The sequence below is a fragment of the Streptomyces sp. NPDC056580 genome (genome assembly GCF_042793175.1).
GTDB lineage: Bacteria > Actinomycetota > Actinomycetes > Streptomycetales > Streptomycetaceae > Streptomyces.
This window is the reverse complement of the sequence record NZ_JBHTVE010000013.1, coordinates 57,141-73,128: the sequence shown is the minus strand read 5'-3', so window position 1 is coordinate 73,128 and position 15,988 is coordinate 57,141. Positions and strand designations below refer to the sequence as shown.

Genomic DNA, 15,988 nt, shown 5'->3' with positions numbered 1-15,988 from the left:
GAGTCTCCTCTGAGCAGGCGGGCCGCTCTCTGAGATCTCTCTGAGAAAGCCCTCCGGGACCCGGCCGAAGCGGCTTTTTCAGAGGTGCCTCAGAACTTCGGCCCGCACAGTGGCATCGCTGACGGACGAAGGGAACGGCTCTGATGACCACCGTGGATACGAGGCGGGCGGCCCCGCCCCGGCCGGGGACCGCGCGGCGTTCCCCGGCGGCCTGGGTACTGGCCGTGCTGTGGGCCGGTGCGGCGGCCGTGGTCGCGCTCTGGTGGGCGGACACCGGGTCCGTGGTCGGCACGGCCGGCTGGCTGACCGGGGGCGGGCGGATCGCCGGCCTGCTGTGCGGGTACGCCTGCGCGGTGCTGGTGGGGCTGATGGCCCGGGTGCCGCTGCTGGAGACCCGGGTGGGCTCGGACCGGGTGGCCCGCTGGCACGCGATGGCCGGCCGCTACACGGTCTGCCTGCTCGTCGCGCACGTCGTGCTGATCCTCACCGGGTACGCCGCCCAGGACAGGGCCACGCTGTGGCACGAGACGGTGACGGTGGTCCTGGACTACCCGGACATGCTCATGGCGACCGCCGGCACGGTGATCCTGCTCGCGGTCGGCGTCACGTCGGTGCGGGCCGCGCGCCGCCGCACCAGCTACGAGTTCTGGTACTACGTCCACCTGCTCACGTACGCGGCCGTGTTCCTGGCCTTCTTCCACCAGCTCACGCTGGGCGACCAGTTCAACGGCCGGCCGGCGGTCACCGCCGTCTGGTACGCGCTGTACCTCGGGGTCGCGGGGCTGGTGGTGTGGTTCCGGATCCTCGCCCCCGTCCGGCTCAACCGGCGCCACCGGCTGCGGGTGGAATCGGTGCACCGGGAGGCGCCGGGCGTGTACTCGGTCGTCGTACGCGGCCGGCACCTGGACGAGCTGGGCGCGCGGCCGGGGCAGTTCTTCCGCTGGCGGTTCCTGGGCGAGGGGATGGGCTGGACGTCGACGCCCTACTCCCTGTCCGCGCCGCCGCGTCCGGACGTGATGCGCATCACGGTGAAGGCGCTCGGCGGTCACAGCGCGGCCGTCGCCCTGCTGAGGCCCGGCACCCGGGTGTGGGCGGAGGGTCCCTACGGCTCGCTGACCGCCGACCGGGCCACCAGCCACCGCTCCCTGCTGATCGCGGCCGGTGTCGGGATCACCCCGCTGCGGGCGCTGTTCGAGACGCTGCCCGGCGAGGTCACCCTGCTGTACCGGGCGCGGTCCGCCGAGGACCTGGCGCTCGGCGCCGAGCTGGAGTCGATCGCCCGCCGGCGCGGTGGCCGGGTGCTGTACGCGCTGAACGGGCCGCGGGGCGAGCGCCCGCGCATCACGGCGGAGTCCCTGCGGGCGTCCTTCCCCGGGCTGCCCGGCCACGACGTCTACATCTGCGGGCCGCACGGCTTCGCACAGGACGTGTACGGGGAGCTTCGGGCGGCCGGGGTCCCGGACCGCCGTATCCACCACGAGTCGTTCGAGCTGTGAGGCCGCAGACGTGCACGCGTTGAACAAGAACCGCCCCTTCCGCCGCATCGTGCTGGCGAGCGCGGCCACCGTCTCCGGGATGGTGCTGCTGCTGTCGCTGAAGCCGCACGCCGCCCCGGCGCTCGCCGCGGGCACGCCCGTGCCGGCGCCGGCGCCGACGAGCAGCGGCTCCAGTGTCTCGCCGGGGTCGACGAAGGCGCCCGCCGCCGGGGCCAGGACGGTCACCGGGGACACCGTCCAGACCCGCTGGGGCCCGGTGCGGGTGCGGGTGACGATCCAGAGCGGCAAGCTCACCGACGTCACCGCGGTCACCTACCCGACGGAGAACCCGCGCGACCAGGAGATCAACGGCTACGCCATCCCCCAGTTGCGGCGCGAGGCGCTGGCGGCGCAGAGCGCGGACATCGACATGGTGTCGGGCGCCACCTACACCAGCACCGGGTACAAGCAGTCGCTGCAGTCCGCGCTGGACTCCGCCGGCGGCTGAACACCCGGCGCGCGCCGCGCGTATCTCTGGGCCAAGGGTCAAGTCCCCACGGAGGAACCGTGACCACCACGCTCGCAGGCGGACGTGCCGCCCGCCGCCAGACGATGCGCCGCATCCGCCCGCGCCGCTCCCCGGCCGTTCCGCTGCTGATCGCGGTCTGGGCGGGCGCGGCGGCCGTGCTGTGGCTCTGGTGGCACAACACCCCGGCCATCGCGGACGACAACGGCAGGATCCTGAACGCGGGCCGGATCACCGGTCTGCTGGCCGGTTACCTGATGGCGCTGGTCGTGCTCCAGATGGCGCGGGTACCCGCGCTGGAGCGGCGGGTCGGCTCCGACCGGGTGGCCCGCTGGCACGCGATGAGCGGCCGTTACACGCTCTGCCTCATCGTCGCGCACGTGTTCCTCACCATGTGGGGCTACGCGCTGCAGGCGGGCAGGTCGCTCGGAGACGTGGTCCGGCAGACCGTGGACTCGGTCGAACAGCTCCCGGACATGGGCAAGGCCGCCGTCGGCACCGGCCTGTTCGTGCTGATCGGCGTCAGCTCGGCCGGCGGGATCCGCCGCCGGCTGCCGTACGACGCCTGGTACCACGTGCACCTGCTGACGTACGCGGCCGTGTTCCTGACCTTCTGGCACCAGATCACCACCGGCAACGACTTCGCGGTCGAGCCGGTCGCCAGGACCTTCTGGTACGGGCTGTACGGCGCCGTCACGGCGCTGGTGCTCTGGTACCGGGTCATCACCCCGGTCCGGCTGAACATCCGTCACCGGATGCGCGTGGAGGCGGTGATCGAGGAGACGCCGGGCATCGTGTCGGTGCTGATCGGCGGACGGCGGCTGCACCGGATGGGCGCCGAGGCGGGGCAGTTCTTCCGCTGGCGGTTCCTGGCCCCCGGGATGCGGTTCAGCTCGCACCCGTACTCGCTGTCGGCGGCGCCCCGGCCCGACATGCTGCGGATCACGGTGAAGGCGATCGGCGACCACAGCTCCCGGCTGCGCGAGCTGGCGCCCGGCACCCGGGTGTGGGCGGAGGGCCCGTACGGGGCGCTCACCGCGCAGCGGCGCAGCCGGGGCAAGGTGCTGCTGGTGGCGGGCGGGGTCGGCATCACGCCGATGCGGGCGCTGTTCGAGACGCTGCCCGGGGCGGCCGGTGACATCACCCTGCTCTACCGGGCCAACACCACCCAGGATTTGGCACTCTGGGACGAGCTGGCCGCGATCGCCGAGGAACGGGGCGCACGGCTGATGTACGCGGTCAACAGCCCGGACGGCGAACGGCCGGACATCTCGGCGGAGAACCTCCAGCGGAAGATCCCGGACGTCGACCGCCACGACGTCTTCATGTGCGGCCCGCCCGGGTTCGCGCAGTCCGTGTACGAGGCACTGCGCGGCGCGGGAGTCCCCGCGCGCCGTATCCACCACGAGTCGTTCGAGATGTGAGCGGGAGCTGCGAAGCGATGAGGAAGAGCCACCCCATCCGGCGCGTCGTGCTGGCCACCGCGGCCACCGTGTCCGGAGTCGTGCTGCTGCTGTCGCTGAAGCCCGCCTCGGACCCGGCCGCGGCGTCGGCGGCCGGCGCGGCGCCGCAGGCGGGCGCCGCCGCGCAGCGGTCGCCCCAGGGCGGGCAGCAGGGCGGTGGAGCGGCGGCGGGCACCGTCACCGGTGACGCGGCGCAGACCCAGTACGGGGCCGTGCAGGTGCGGCTGACCGTCGCCGGCGGGAAGATCACCAAGGCGGAGGCGGTGCAGGCGCCCAAGGGCGGGGTCAGCGACCAGAAGACCGCGCTCGCCGTGCCGAAGCTCAACCAGGAGGCCGTGGCCGCCGGGAACGCCGACATCGACGCGGTGTCCGGGGCGACGTACACGAGCGCGGGGTACAAGAAGTCGCTGCAGTCGGCGCTGGACAAGGTGAAGGCGTCGGCGTCCTCCGGGTCGGGTACCGGCGCCGGTTCCGGGCCGGGCGGTGAGGGCGGCTCGGCTTCCCCGGGTGCGCGGGCAAGCGCCGGGACCCGCACCGTCACCGGCCGGGTCGCGCAGACGCAGTACGGCCCGGTGCAGGTCAGGATCACGGTCAGCGGGGGCAGGATCACCCAGGCGGCGGCCGTGCAGGCGCCCAAGGGCGGGGTCAGCGGCCAGAAGACCGCGCTCGCCGTGCCGAAGCTCAACCAGGAGGCCGTGGCCGCCGGGAACGCGGGCATCGACGCGGTGTCCGGGGCCACCTACACCAGCACCGGCTACCGGCAGTCGCTGCAGTCGGCGCTCGACCAGGCGGGTGGCTGACGAGATGAGCGAGCCGGCCGACGCCCCCGCCGCGCTGCGGCACGCTGAGGAGGTCATGGGCACCGTCTTCTCCTTCGACGTGCGCGGCGGGCGGCCGGACGCGGTGCGCGAGGCGCTGGCCGGGGCGGTCGCGGGACTGCACCGCGCCGACGCGCTGTTCTCCACCTACCGCGAGGACAGCGAGGTGTCCCGGCTGGCCCGGGGCGAGCTGACCGTGGCGCGGTGCGCGTCCGAGGTGGCCGAGGTGCTGGAGCTGGCGGCCGAGGCGGAGCGGGTCAGCGAGGGCTGGTTCAGCCCGCGGTACCAGGGCGGCCTCGACCCGACCGGCATCGTCAAGGGCTGGGCCGCGGAGCGGGCCGCCCGGCTGCTCGCCTCGGTCGAGGGGGTGTGCGGGGTCAGTGTGAACGGCGGCGGCGACGTCCAGATGCTGGGCGCGCCGGAACCGCAGCGGGCGTGGCGGGTGGGCGTGGCCGATCCGCTCCGGCCGGGCGGGCTGGCCGCGGTGATCTCGGCGGCGGGTGCGGACGAGCTGTCCGTGGCGACGTCCGGCACGGCGGAGCGGGGCGCGCACATCGTGGATCCGCGTACGGGCCGCCCCGCGGTCACCGACCTGGTCTCGGTGACCGTGGTGGGGCCGCGGCTGACGTGGGTGGACTGCTGGGCCACGGCCGCCTTCGCGATGGGGTCGCGGGCGGGACTGGCGTGGCTGGAGTCGCTGCCCGGGGTGGAGGCCCTGCTGATCATGGCCGGGGACGAGGTGCGGTGTACCGGGGGCCTGGCGGAACGGCTGGGCTGAGCGGGGCGGGCCGGTCCGGCGGGCGGCGGGTGGCGGGTGGCGGCGGGTGCTCGGCCGGCCCGGCCGGAACGACGGAAAGTTTAATTTTGGCCTTTTTGCCCCCGAACGCGATCCGAGTCGGGCCCTGGGACGTATCCAGTGCGAGACGAAATCAGGGAGGAACGCATGGCCATCTTCAGCAATCTCATGCCGGCCTACGGCCATGACCACGGCGACGAGTCGTCCTTCGACGACTTCGAGGGGCACGGCTTCGGCCACGACGAGGGTGACCGTCACGACTTCGGCGGCCGTCACGGCCACGGCGAAGGCCGCGGTGAGGGCCGCGGCGAAGGCCGCGGGCACGGCGGGCACGGCGGGCACGGCGGCTACTGATCGCACCCCCAGGCGGAGCGGACCGGTGACCGGAGGACCCGGTCCGCTCCGCCGCCGACTCCCGAGGAACGCATGCCATGGCGCAGGTCCTGCGGCGTCTGCTGTCGGTGGGTGACACCTCCGACGCCCTGGTGGCCGCGGCGCCCCCGGTGCCCCTGCGTGAGGTGTTCCGGCGGTTCTGGCCCTACACCCGTGGCGGGCGGCGCTGGCTCGTGCCGCTCGCCCTGTTCAGCCTGGCCGGACCGGTCGTGGACGCGGCCGAGATCTGGCTCTTCAAGATCGTCGTGGACGATGTGCTCGTCCCCCGGGACCTGCACCCCTTCCTGTGGATCGCCCCGGCCTACCTGGGACTCATCCTCTGCTCAGGCATCCTGGGCTTCGGCGACAACGTGACGTCCACCTGGGTCAGCGAACGCTTCCTGCTCTCCCTGCGCTCGGACGTCTTCCGGCACGTCCAGGGGCTGTCGCTCGGCTTCTTCGAGCGCCGGCGGCTCGGCGACGTGCTGTCGCGGGTCACCGGCGACGTCGACGCCGTGGAGACGTTCCTGCTGTCCGGGGTGGCGGACGTCCTCTACTACGTGATCCGCCTGGGCGTCTTCCTCGGGCTGCTGTTCTACCTGCGCTGGGACCTGACCCTGCTCGCCCTGGCCATCGTGCCGCTGTTCTGGGGCGCCGCCCGGCACTTCTCGCGGCTGATCAAGGCGGCGTCACGGGAACGCAGGCGGCGCAGCGGCTCGATCAGCGCGATCGCCGAGGAGTCGCTCGGCAACGTCGCCCTGGTGCAGGCGTACAACCGGCAGGGGTGGGAGGAGCGCCGGTTCGAGCGGGAGAACCTCGGCAGGTTCCGGGCGGCGATGGCGTCGGCCCGGATCCGTGCCGTGTACGGGCCGGTCGTGGAGATCATCGAGGTGGCCGGGGGCATCGCGGTGATGGGCCTCGGCACCTGGAAGCTGGCCCAGGGGCAGCTGACGCTGGGCGGCCTGCTGGTCTTCCTGGCACTGATCGGCAAGCTGTACGGGCCGGTCCGCGGCCTGTCCCACCTCGGCACCACCTTCTACGCGGCCTCCGCCTCGGCCGAGCGGATCATCGAGCTGCTGGACCAGCGCCCGCAGGTCGTCGAGGCTGCTGAGCCCCGGCGCATCGGCCGGGCGCGCGGCGAGGTGGAGTTCGACGGCGTCCGGTTCCGCTACCCGGGGGCCGCGTCCTGGGCCCTTTCGGACGTGTCCTTCGAGGTGGCGCCCGGTGAGACGCTGGCGCTGGTCGGGGCCAGCGGGGCGGGGAAGTCGACGGTCGCCAAGCTCCAGCTGCGGTTCTACGACCCCGACCGGGGAGCGGTCCGCCTCGACGGCCGGGACCTGCGGGAGCTCAGCCTCACCGACGTACGGGACAGCGTCGCCGTGGTGCTGCAGGAGACACTGGTGTTCCACGGCACCGTGCGGGACAACATCGCGTACGGCCGGCCGGAGGCGACGCAGGCCGACATCGTCGCGGCGGCGCGCGCGGCGGACGCGCACGAGTTCATCGAGATGCTCCCGGACGGTTACGACACGCTGGTCGGCCAGCGCGGCCGTACCCTGTCGGGCGGGCAGTGCCAGCGGCTGGCCATCGCCCGGGCGATGATCCGGGACGCGCCCGTGCTGGTGCTGGACGAGCCGACCACCGGGCTCGACGTCCGCTCGGGCCGGCGGATCATGGACCCGCTGCGCCGGCTCATGGCCGGGCGGACGACCGTCGTCATCTCGCACAACCTGCTGACCGTCAAGGACGCCACCCGCATCGTCGTGCTGGACCACGGCCGGATCGTGGAACAGGGCGCCCACGAAGAGCTGCTCGGCCGCGACGGCGTCTACGCGCGCCTGCACCGGCTGCACGCCGGCGGCGTCCCGTCCCCGGGGCGGGTGCCGTCGTGACCGCCCCGGCCCGCGCGGTCCCGCGGCCGGCGCCGGCCCTGGCACCGGGCGCGCGGCCGGTCCCGGGGTACGAGATCCTGGCGCATCTGACCCGCACCGGCTGGCTGGACGTCCACGACGCCTGGAGCGAGGAAAGGGACTGCCGGTGCGTGGTCAAGGTGGTGCGGCCGGACCGGCGGGACGAGACCCGGCTGGGTGAGCGGCTGCTGCGGGAGGGCCGGTGGCTGTGCGAGTTCAGCCACCCCCATCTGGTCCGCGGCTACGAGACCTTCGAGTCGCCCGAGCCGCTCGTGGTGCTGGAGACGCTGACCGGGGAGACGCTGTCCCACCTGGTGGGGCGGCTGCGGCACCGCGCGTCCGCCGCCGACGTGGCGCTCCTCGGCGTCCAGCTGTGCTCCGCCGTCCACTACCTCCACCGCCGGGGCCTGCTGCACCTGGACCTCAAGCCGTCCAACGTGGTGGTGGACCGCGGGCACGCGAAGGTGCTGGACCTGGGTCTCGCGCGGCCTCCCGGCCCGGCGCCGGCGGGCGTGGGCACCTTCCGCTACCTGTCCCCGGAGCAGGCGCGCGGCGAGCCGCTGACGGCCGCCGCCGACGTGTGGGGCGTGGGCGTCACCCTGTACGAGGTGGCCTGCGGCGAGCCGCCGTTCGGCCGCGGCGGGCGCACCGGGGAGGCGGACCGCCGGCGCTACCCCCAGCTGGAAGCGACCGCCCCGCCCGTCGCCGGCCGCCGCCGGCTGCCGCCCGCCCTCGCCGCCGCCGTCGACGCCTGCCTGCGCCCCGGACCCGGGGCCCGGCCCGCGCTCGACGAGCTGGCCGCCGCCCTCGCCGGCGCCCTGCCCGGCGCGCGGCGCCCCCGCGGCTGAGGCCGTCGCGAGGGCTGAGGCCGTCGCGGGCGCCCGGGATCACGCCTGGCCGGTGCTGATCCGGCCGGTCTCCAGCGGGGCGGTGGCGAGGACCGTGCCGTCCGGCGACGTCAGGCGGGCGCCGGAGACCGCGGCGGCGTCGACGGGAGCCGCCACGCCCCAGGCGCCGCGCCCGTCGCGCACCGGGAACTCGCCGAGCCGCACCGTGGTGCCGTCGGAGCGCTCCAGCAGACAGGTGACCTTGCCGTTGTACGCGGCGCCGGGGCCGGTCAGGTCGACGGTCATGAACACCCAGCCCGGCCTGCCGGAATGGGCGTAGACCTCGCCGCCGGGCCCGCCTCCGGACCGGGCCGAGGTCAGATCGCCGACCAGCATGGTCTCGGTCCCGGCGGGCGAGGCCGTGACCTGCTCGACGGCGGTGCCGATGCCCCAGCCGGCGAACCCGGACGCGACGGCGAACGCGACGGCCGCCGAGGCCAGCCGCAGCCGGGTGCGCCGGACGCGGCCGTACAGGCCCTCGCGGAGACGGCCGGGCGCTCGCGCGTGCGGGCGCCCCTCGTCGGCCGTCGCGTCCCCGGTCAGGGCGCGCGCCGCCCGGGTCTCGAAGCCGGGGGGCGGCTCGCGGCCCGGCAGCAGGCCGATCAGCCGGTCACCGACCAGGGTGAGGTGCTCGATGTACTCGCGGCAGTCCGCGCAGTGCTCCAGATGCTCGACGGCCTCGGCCCGTTCACGGCCGTCGAGCACGCCGAGCGCCAGCTCGGCGCCGAGCTCCCGCAGTCTCCCGCAGGTCACCTCACAGGACATGGTCGCCTCGCTTCGGAGCCGCGAGGGTGGTCCGCAGCTTGCCCATGGCCGCCCTGATCCGCGTCTTGGCGGTGCCCAGCGGAATCTTCTCCTGTTCGGCGATCTGCTGGGCCGTCATCCCGTAGACGCCCGCCATCACCAGCGCACGCGCCTGTTCCCGCGGCAGCCGCGCCAGGGCGCTCCGGAGCTGGGACGAGGCCTCGTCGGCAAGCGCCCACCGCTCGGGCGTCTCGGTGACGACGCCCAGGAGCGCCTCGAGGTCCTCGGGCGCCACCGCCTGCGTCCGCCGGGCGCGGACGGCGTCGATGGCGAGGTTGTGCGCGATGGTCGTCAGCCAGGTCGTGACCGACCCGCGGCGCGAGTCGTAGATCTGCGCATGACGCCACGCACGCTCGAACGTCTGCTGGGCGATGTCCTCGGCGAGCTGCGGATCACCGGTGACCGCCATGGCGACACCGAAGACCCTGTGCTGGAACCTCCGTACGAAGGCGACGGCGAGTTCCTCGTCACCGGTGGAGAGTCCGGACAGAAGAGCCTCGTCCGGAAGTCGGTCCACCGGTGACCCGTAACCCGACACACCTCTGGATACGGACGGCCGCCGCCAGGGGATTGCCCCCCGGCTCCGGAAGATCACAAGGCCATTGTCCGCCGGTCGGCCGGGACCCGCACGCGGGTCACTGCCCGTTCTGTGCCAGCCGCAGCAGATGGTCGGCGAGCGCCTGGCCGCCGTCCGGGTTCCGGCTGATCAGCAGCAGGGTGTCGTCGCCCGCGATGGTGCCGAGGATGTCGTGCAGCTCGGCCTGGTCGATCGCCGAGGCGAGGAACTGGGCCGCGCCCGGAGGGGTGCGCAGCACCACGAGGTTGGCGGAGGCCTCGGCGGAGATCAGCAGCTCCTGGGAGAGCCGCCGCATCCGCTCCTCCTTCGCCGACTCGCCCAGCGGGGCGCGCGGGGTGCGGAAGCCGCCCTCGCTGGGCACCGCGTAGATGAGGTCGCCGTCGTTGTTGCGGATCTTCACCGCGTTCAGCTCGTCGAGGTCCCGGGAGAGCGTCGCCTGGGTGACGCTCAGACCGTCGTCGGCGAGCAGCTTCGCGAGCTGGCTCTGGGACCGCACCGGCTGCCGGTTGAGGATGTCCACGATCCGGCGGTGGCGGGCGGTGCGGGTCTGCGGGACGGCGGGTCCGGCGCCCGCCGCCTGCTCGTGGTCCTGCGCCTGGCTCATCGTCGTCTCATTCCCCGGTTCGTCCGTCCCCGTCGGCTGCGTCGAGGATGCCGGGCAGTGCCCGCAGCAAGGCGCCCGCCTCGTCGTCGCGCAGGTTCAGCGGCGGCATGAGCCGTACGACGTCGGGAGCGGGCGCGTTCACCAGGAACCCGGCCTCCTGGGCCGCCTGCTGCGCCTGTGGCGCGTGCGGCCCGGTGAGCACGATACCCAGGAGCAGACCCGCGCCCCGGACGTGGTCGATCAGCGGGTGGCCCAGCGCCTCGATCCCGTCGCGCAGTTTCTCGCCCTGCCGCTTGACGTTGGCCAGCAGTCCCTCGTCCGCGATGGTGTCCAGGACGGCGAGTCCGGCGGCGCAGGCGACCGGGTTGCCGCCGAAGGTGGTGCCGTGTTGGCCGGGCCGCAGCAGCTCGGCGGCGCGGCCGAAGGCGACGGTGGCGCCGAGCGGCAGGCCGCCGCCGAGTCCCTTGGCGAGCGTGACGACGTCCGGCAGGACGCCTTCGTGGGCCTGGTACTCGAACCAGTTGCCGGTGCGGCCGACGCCGGTCTGCACCTCGTCGAGCACCAGCAGGGCGCCGGTGGCGGCGGTGATGGCGCGGGCCGCCTTGAGGTAGCCGGCCGGGGGCACCACGACCCCGTTCTCGCCCTGGATCGGCTCGATGATCACGAGGGCCGTCTCCTCGGTCACCGCGGCGGCCAGCGCCTGCGCGTCGCCGTAGGGGACGTGGGTGACGTCGCCGGGCAGCGGCAGGAACGGCTGCTGCTTGCCGGGCTGGCCGGTGAGCGCGAGGGCGCCCATCGTGCGGCCGTGGAAGCCGCCCCGGGTGGCGACCATGTGGGTCCGCCCGGTGAGCCGGCCGATCTTGAAGGCGCCCTCGTTGGCCTCGGCCCCGGAGTTGCAGAAGTAGACCCTGCCGTCCCGGCCGAAGAGCTGCAGCAGGCGCTCGGCGAGGGCGACCGGCGGCTCGGCGACGAACAGGTTGGAGACATGGCCGAGGGAGCCGATCTGCCGGCTGACGGCCTCCACCACGGCCGGGTGGGCGTGGCCGAGCGCGTTGACCGCGATGCCGCCGACGAAGTCGAGGTACTCCTTGCCGTCGGCGTCCCACAGCCGGGCGCCCGCACCGCGCACGAGGGGCAGCCGGGGGGTGCCGTAGTTGTTCATGAGCGCGCCCTGCCACCGCGCGGTCAGTTCCTGGTTGCCCGTCATGACTGCTCCCCCTCGGTCTCGTCGGGCACGACCATCGTGCCGATGCCCTCGTCGGTGAAGATCTCCAGCAGGATCGAGTGCTGCACCCGGCCGTCGATGACGCGGGCGGTGCGCACGCCGCCCCGCACGGCGTGCAGGCAGCCCTCCATCTTCGGGACCATGCCCGCGGACAGCTCGGGCAGCAGTTTCTCCAGCTGGGATGCGGTGAGGCGGCTGATCACCTCGTCGGAGTGGGGCCAGTCCTCGTAGAGGCCCTCGACGTCCGTGAGGACCATGAGGGTCTCGGCCCCCAGTGCCGCAGCGAGTGCCGCAGCCGCCGTATCAGCATTGACGTTGTAGACATGTCCGTCATCCTGTGATCTGGCGATCGAGGACACGACCGGGATGCGGCCGTCGGCGAGCAGTGCCTCGATGGCGCCGGTGTCGATCTCGGTGATCTCGCCGACCCGCCCGATGTCGACCAGCTCGCCGTCGATCTCGGGCTGGTGCTTGGTGGCGGTGATGGTGTGGGCGTCCTCGCCGGTCAGGCCGACGGCGAGGGGGCCGTGCTGGTTGAGCAGGCCGACCAGCTCGCGCTGCACCTGCCCGGCGAGCACCATCCGTACGACGTCCATGGCGTCCTCGGTGGTGACCCTGAGGCCCGCCTTGAACTCGCTGACGATGCCGTGCCGGTCGAGGGCGGCGCTGATCTGCGGACCGCCGCCGTGCACGACGACCGGTCTGAGGCCGGCGTGCCGCAGGAAGACGACGTCCTGGGCGAAGGCGGCCTTCAGGTCCTCGTCCACCATGGCGTTGCCGCCGAACTTGATGACGACCGTCCTGCCGTGGTGCCGGGTCAGCCAGGGCAGCGCCTCGATGAGGATCTGGGCCTTGGGCAGTGCCGTGTGTTTCCGCGTCGTGGTCATGAGGAGTAGGCGCTGTTCTCGTGGACGTAGTCGGCGGTCAGGTCGTTGGTCCAGACGGTCGCGGTCTCGTCGCCCGCGGCGAGGTCGGCGACGATGTGCACCTCGCGGTAGCGCATGTCGACCAGCTCGCGGTCCTCGCCCACGGAACCGTTCTTGCAGACCCAGACGCCGTTGATGGCGACGTTCAGCCGGTCCGGTTCGAAGGCGGCCCTCGTGGTGCCGATGGCGGACAGGACGCGGCCCCAGTTCGGGTCCTCGCCGTGCAGGGCGCACTTGAGCAGGTTGTTGCGGGCGATCGAGCGGCCCACCTCGACGGCGTCGTCCTCCGTCGCCGCGTTGACGACCTCGATCCTGATGTCCTTGCTGGCGCCCTCGGCGTCGCCGATGAGCTGCCGGCCGAGGTCGTCGCAGACCTGCCGGACGGCCTCGGCGAACTCTTCGTACCCGGGGGTGACGCCGGAGGCGCCGGAGGCGAGCAGCAGCACGGTGTCGTTGGTGGACATGCAGCCGTCGGAGTCGACGCGGTCGAAGGTGACCCGGGTCGCGGCGCGCAGGGCCTCGTCCAGCGCCTCGCCGCCGAGGTCGGCGTCGGTGGTGAGGACGACCAGCATCGTGGCGAGGCCCGGCGCGAGCATGCCCGCGCCCTTGGCCATGCCGCCGACGGTCCACCCGTCCCTGGTGACCACGGACGTCTTGTGGACGGTGTCGGTGGTCTTGATGGCGATGGCGGCCTTCTCGCCGCCGTGCTCGCTCAGGGCGGCGGCGGCCGTCTCCACCCCCTTCAGGACCTTGTCCATCGGGAGCAGCACACCGATGAGCCCGGTGGAGCAGACGGCGACCTCGACGGCGCCCCGGCCGAGCACCTCGGCCGCCTTCTCCGCGGTGGCGTGGGTGTCCTGGAAGCCCTTGGGGCCCGTGCAGGCGTTGGCGCCGCCGGAGTTCAGCACGACGGCCGACACCTGGCCGCTTTTGAGGACCTGCTCGGACCACAGCACCGGGGCGGCCTTCACGCGGTTGGAGGTGAAGACGCCGGCGGCGGCACGGCGGGGCCCGTCGTTGACCACGAGGGCCAGGTCGGGGTTGCCGTTCTCCTTGATCCCGGCGGCGATGCCCGCCGCCGTGAATCCCTTGGCTGCCGTGACGCTCACGGTGCGACTCCGATCGTGGAAAGTCCCGTGGTCTCCGGGAGACCCAGGGCGAGGTTCATGCTCTGCAGGGCGCCGCCGGCGGTGCCCTTGGTCAGGTTGTCGATGGCGCTGATCGCGATGACCCGGCCCGCGGCGTCGTCGTAGGCGACCTGCACCTGCGCGGCGTTGGAGCCGTACACGGACGCCGTGGCCGGCCACTGCCCCTCGGGGAGCAGATGGACGAAGGGCTCGTCCGCGTAGGCCTTCTCGTAGGCGGTGCGGACGGACTGCGCCGTCACCCCGGGGGCGGCCTTCGCGCTGCACGTGGCGAGGATGCCGCGCGGCATCGGCGCGAGGGTCGGGGTGAAGGAGACCGAGATCCGCTCCCCCGCCACCTGGCTGAGGTTCTGGACCATCTCGGGGGTGTGCCGGTGGCCGCCGCCGACGCCGTACGGCGTCATGGAGCCCATCACCTCGCTGCCGAGCAGGTGCGGCTTGGGCGCCTTGCCCGCGCCCGAGGTGCCGGACGCGGCGACGACCACCGCCTCGGGCCCGGCGAGGCGGGCCGCGTAGGCCGGGTAAAGGGCGAGCGAGACGGCGGTCGGGTAGCAACCGGGTACCGCGATGCGCTTGGACCCCTCCAGCGCGGCGCGGGCACCCGGCAGTTCGGGGAGGCCGTAGGGCCAGGTGCCGGCGTGCGGGGAGCCGTAGAACCGCACCCAGTCGGCCGGGTCCCGCAGCCGGAAGTCGGCGCCCATGTCGACCACGAGGACGTCCGGGCCGAGCCGCTCGGCGACGGCGGCGGACTGCCCGTGGGGCAGCGCCAGGAAGACGACGTCGTGCCCGGCGAGGTTCTCCGGCGTGGTCTCGGCCAGCACCCGGCCGGCCAGCGGCAGCAGGTGCGGCTGGAGCTCGCCGAACCGCCGGCCGGCGTTGGAGCTTGCGGTCAGGGCCCCGATCTCGACCTCGGGGTGCGCGAGGAGCAGCCGCAGGACCTCACCGCCCGCGTATCCGCTCGCTCCGGCCACCGCCGCACGTACCACCATGTCCATCCTCCTCCGGATGGCATGACTATACGTATCGCTGCACTTTTATGCAATCGTCAGGCGATGCCCAACAGGTCGAGCGGGCGAGTGAAGGGCTCGTAGGAGGCGTGCCGGATGCCGGCCGCGATGTTGCGGTGTCCGGCGCCGCGGAGCGCGTTGATCGCCAGGTTGCGCAGGGTCGACATGTTCTCGGGACCGTGACCTCGCCGCCGGCGGCACCGTCACCGGCCCGGTCAACCGCACCGGCCTGGGCGACGACCCGTCCTTTCGGCCCGGCGCGTGGCCGCGCAAGCAGGCGAAGGCCCGCACCGAAGGGAAGCTGACCGAGCAACAGACTGCGCTCCTGGACGCACTTCACGCTGCCGAGGCCGCCGCCGGCTGACAGCGCCGGTCCGGGGCGGGATCTGCCGTCACGGCGAGGTGGGGCGCACCGTGGCGTCAGGACGTGATGTCCACCAGGACCTTGCCGACTGTGCCGCTCTCCACCGCGCGGTGCGCGTCGGCGGTGCGGTGGAGCGGAAAGCGGGTCAGTGGCAGGCCGTGTTCCTCGCCGACCGGCAGGGCGCCGTCGCGGACCGCGGCGGCGATGTCCTCGGCGGCCGCGGCGCGCGCCTGCGGACCGGCCGTGTAGAGCACCAGGAACTGGAGGCGCGTGTTGAGCACCATGTTGTGCCGCACGTCCAGTTCGACCGGCTTGCCGCCGTCGTTGGCGTAGGTTGCGATCGTGCCGCGCGCCCGCAGCACGGCCAGGTCCAGTGCGATGTTCGCGCCGAGCGCCACTTCGGCGACGATGTCGACGCCGTCCGGGGCGATCCTGCGGATCTCGGCGGCCGGATCCCCCTCTCGATAGTTGACCACGTGGTGGGCGCCGGCGGCGGTGGCCAGTCGGGCCTTCTCCGGTCCGCTGACCGTGCTGATCACGGTCGCGCCGGCCCAGCCGGCGAGCTGGATCACGGCGTGCCCGACCGCCCCGGCCCCGCCGGCGGCGAGCACGACCGTGCCGTCCAGCGCCCCCGGCCGCAGGCGGCGCGGGCCGTCCTCGGCGACGGTGAGCGCGCGGTGCGCGGTCAGCGCGGGGACGCCGAGTGCGGCGCCGACATCGAAGCCGGCCTCGTCGGGCAGCGGCACGGCCCGCTCGGCCGGTACGACGGTGAACTCGGCGGCGGTGCCGGTGGGCCGCCCGGCGGCAGCCATGAACAGCCAGACCCGCTGGCCGACCCGGCTCCGGTCGACTCCCTCACCGACGGCGTCGATCACGCCGGCGCCGTCCAGGTGCGGGGTGACCTCGGAGAACTGCTTGGTATGGGCGAGGCCGGAGCGGGCCTGCCAGTCGGTCGGGTTGATCCCGGACACGGCGACCCGGACGCGGACCTCGCCGGAGCCGGGCAGGGGCAGGTCGCGGTCGACGAGCCGAAGAACGTCGGGGCCGCCGTTGTCGCGGTAGACGATGGCTTTCATGATTCCGTCCTGG

At 73.6% G+C, this 15,988-nt stretch carries 17 protein-coding genes; 8 read left to right on the top strand and 9 right to left on the bottom strand.

Annotated features, from left to right (window positions below; all coding sequences use genetic code 11):
- The first annotated feature begins 143 nt into the window (after positions 1–143).
- The 8 genes from ACFQ9Z_RS27525 (at position 144) to ACFQ9Z_RS27490 (ending at position 8,208) form a co-directional block, all read left to right on the top strand.
- Positions 144–1,496, top strand: coding sequence for a ferric reductase-like transmembrane domain-containing protein (locus ACFQ9Z_RS27525; protein WP_383024191.1), 1,353 nt, complete (start codon positions 144–146; stop codon positions 1,494–1,496).
- Positions 1,497–1,506: 10 nt separating this feature from the next.
- Positions 1,507–1,983 (top strand): FMN-binding protein, encoded by a 477-nt coding sequence (locus tag ACFQ9Z_RS27520; RefSeq protein ID WP_383024185.1) that lies wholly within the window; start codon positions 1,507–1,509, stop codon positions 1,981–1,983.
- Between the two features lie 59 nt (positions 1,984–2,042).
- Positions 2,043–3,425, top strand: a complete 1,383-nt coding sequence (locus tag ACFQ9Z_RS27515) for a ferric reductase-like transmembrane domain-containing protein (protein WP_383024181.1) — start codon at positions 2,043–2,045, stop codon at positions 3,423–3,425.
- Between the two features lie 17 nt (positions 3,426–3,442).
- Positions 3,443–4,264: an FMN-binding protein gene (locus ACFQ9Z_RS27510; protein WP_383024174.1), complete on the top strand. Its 822-nt coding sequence runs from the start codon at positions 3,443–3,445 to the stop codon at positions 4,262–4,264.
- Positions 4,265–4,268: 4 nt separating this feature from the next.
- Positions 4,269–5,060, top strand: a complete 792-nt coding sequence (locus tag ACFQ9Z_RS27505) for an FAD:protein FMN transferase (RefSeq protein ID WP_383024170.1) — start codon at positions 4,269–4,271, stop codon at positions 5,058–5,060.
- 165 nt (positions 5,061–5,225) lie between these two features.
- Positions 5,226–5,432, top strand: a complete 207-nt coding sequence (locus ACFQ9Z_RS27500) for a hypothetical protein (RefSeq protein ID WP_383024163.1) — start codon at positions 5,226–5,228, stop codon at positions 5,430–5,432.
- Between the two features lie 77 nt (positions 5,433–5,509).
- Complete coding sequence (locus ACFQ9Z_RS27495) at positions 5,510–7,342, top strand: ABC transporter ATP-binding protein (protein WP_383024159.1); 1,833 nt, start codon at positions 5,510–5,512, stop codon at positions 7,340–7,342.
- Entirely contained in the window at positions 7,339–8,208 is an 870-nt protein-coding gene (locus ACFQ9Z_RS27490) for a serine/threonine-protein kinase (protein ID WP_383024154.1), read from the top strand. The genes ACFQ9Z_RS27495 and ACFQ9Z_RS27490 overlap by 4 nt, the downstream gene beginning before the upstream one ends.
- A gap of 39 nt (positions 8,209–8,247) precedes the next feature.
- On the opposite strand, the gene ACFQ9Z_RS27485 is transcribed toward ACFQ9Z_RS27490, so the two are convergent.
- From ACFQ9Z_RS27485 to ACFQ9Z_RS27445, 9 genes are all read right to left on the bottom strand, one after another.
- Positions 8,248–9,012: a hypothetical protein gene (locus tag ACFQ9Z_RS27485; RefSeq protein WP_383024149.1), complete on the bottom strand. Its 765-nt coding sequence runs from the start codon at positions 9,010–9,012 to the stop codon at positions 8,248–8,250.
- A complete protein-coding gene (locus ACFQ9Z_RS27480; RefSeq protein ID WP_383024147.1) occupies positions 9,002–9,589 on the bottom strand; it encodes an RNA polymerase sigma factor in 588 nt (195 codons plus the stop codon). The genes ACFQ9Z_RS27485 and ACFQ9Z_RS27480 overlap by 11 nt, the downstream gene beginning before the upstream one ends.
- 97 nt (positions 9,590–9,686) lie before the next feature.
- Entirely contained in the window at positions 9,687–10,232 is a 546-nt protein-coding gene (locus ACFQ9Z_RS27475; protein WP_383024142.1) for an arginine repressor, read from the bottom strand.
- Positions 10,233–10,239: 7 nt separating this feature from the next.
- Positions 10,240–11,439, bottom strand: a complete 1,200-nt coding sequence (locus ACFQ9Z_RS27470) for an acetylornithine transaminase (RefSeq protein ID WP_383024138.1) — start codon at positions 11,437–11,439, stop codon at positions 10,240–10,242.
- On the bottom strand, positions 11,436–12,344 hold the full coding sequence (argB, locus tag ACFQ9Z_RS27465; RefSeq protein ID WP_383024135.1) for an acetylglutamate kinase: 909 nt from the start codon (positions 12,342–12,344) through the stop codon (positions 11,436–11,438). Before argB ends, ACFQ9Z_RS27470 begins: the two co-directional genes overlap by 4 nt.
- Positions 12,341–13,492: a bifunctional glutamate N-acetyltransferase/amino-acid acetyltransferase ArgJ gene (gene argJ / locus ACFQ9Z_RS27460; RefSeq protein WP_383024132.1), complete on the bottom strand. Its 1,152-nt coding sequence runs from the start codon at positions 13,490–13,492 to the stop codon at positions 12,341–12,343. The genes argB and argJ overlap by 4 nt, the downstream gene beginning before the upstream one ends.
- Positions 13,489–14,517, bottom strand: coding sequence for an N-acetyl-gamma-glutamyl-phosphate reductase (gene argC / locus ACFQ9Z_RS27455; RefSeq protein WP_383024129.1), 1,029 nt, complete (start codon positions 14,515–14,517; stop codon positions 13,489–13,491). The genes argJ and argC overlap by 4 nt, the downstream gene beginning before the upstream one ends.
- A 56-nt stretch (positions 14,518–14,573) precedes the next feature.
- On the bottom strand, positions 14,574–14,702 hold the full coding sequence (locus ACFQ9Z_RS27450; RefSeq protein WP_363167053.1) for a hypothetical protein: 129 nt from the start codon (positions 14,700–14,702) through the stop codon (positions 14,574–14,576).
- A 253-nt stretch (positions 14,703–14,955) separates the two neighbouring features.
- On the bottom strand, positions 14,956–15,975 hold the full coding sequence (locus tag ACFQ9Z_RS27445) for an NADPH:quinone reductase (protein WP_383024124.1): 1,020 nt from the start codon (positions 15,973–15,975) through the stop codon (positions 14,956–14,958).
- Between the last annotated feature and the right edge of the window lie 13 nt (positions 15,976–15,988).

Bases quoted from the DNA above. Each gene is read 5' to 3' on its own strand.
- ACFQ9Z_RS27525 (WP_383024191.1), top strand. From the start codon at position 144: ATGACCACCGTGGATACGAGGCGGGCGGCCCCGCCCCGGCCGGGGACC.
- ACFQ9Z_RS27510 (WP_383024174.1), top strand. From the start codon at position 3,443: ATGAGGAAGAGCCACCCCATCCGGCGCGTCGTGCTGGCCACCGCGGCC.
- ACFQ9Z_RS27505 (WP_383024170.1), top strand. From the start codon at position 4,269: ATGAGCGAGCCGGCCGACGCCCCCGCCGCGCTGCGGCACGCTGAGGAG.
- ACFQ9Z_RS27500 (WP_383024163.1), top strand. From the start codon at position 5,226: ATGGCCATCTTCAGCAATCTCATGCCGGCCTACGGCCATGACCACGGC.
- ACFQ9Z_RS27495 (WP_383024159.1), top strand. From the start codon at position 5,510: ATGGCGCAGGTCCTGCGGCGTCTGCTGTCGGTGGGTGACACCTCCGAC.
- ACFQ9Z_RS27485 (WP_383024149.1), bottom strand. From the start codon at position 9,012: ATGTCCTGTGAGGTGACCTGCGGGAGACTGCGGGAGCTCGGCGCCGAG.
- ACFQ9Z_RS27475 (WP_383024142.1), bottom strand. From the start codon at position 10,232: ATGAGCCAGGCGCAGGACCACGAGCAGGCGGCGGGCGCCGGACCCGCC.
- ACFQ9Z_RS27470 (WP_383024138.1), bottom strand. From the start codon at position 11,439: ATGACGGGCAACCAGGAACTGACCGCGCGGTGGCAGGGCGCGCTCATG.
- argB (WP_383024135.1), bottom strand. From the start codon at position 12,344: ATGACCACGACGCGGAAACACACGGCACTGCCCAAGGCCCAGATCCTC.
- argC (WP_383024129.1), bottom strand. From the start codon at position 14,517: ATGGTGGTACGTGCGGCGGTGGCCGGAGCGAGCGGATACGCGGGCGGT.
- ACFQ9Z_RS27450 (WP_363167053.1), bottom strand. From the start codon at position 14,702: ATGTCGACCCTGCGCAACCTGGCGATCAACGCGCTCCGCGGCGCCGGA.
- ACFQ9Z_RS27445 (WP_383024124.1), bottom strand. From the start codon at position 15,975: ATGAAAGCCATCGTCTACCGCGACAACGGCGGCCCCGACGTTCTTCGG.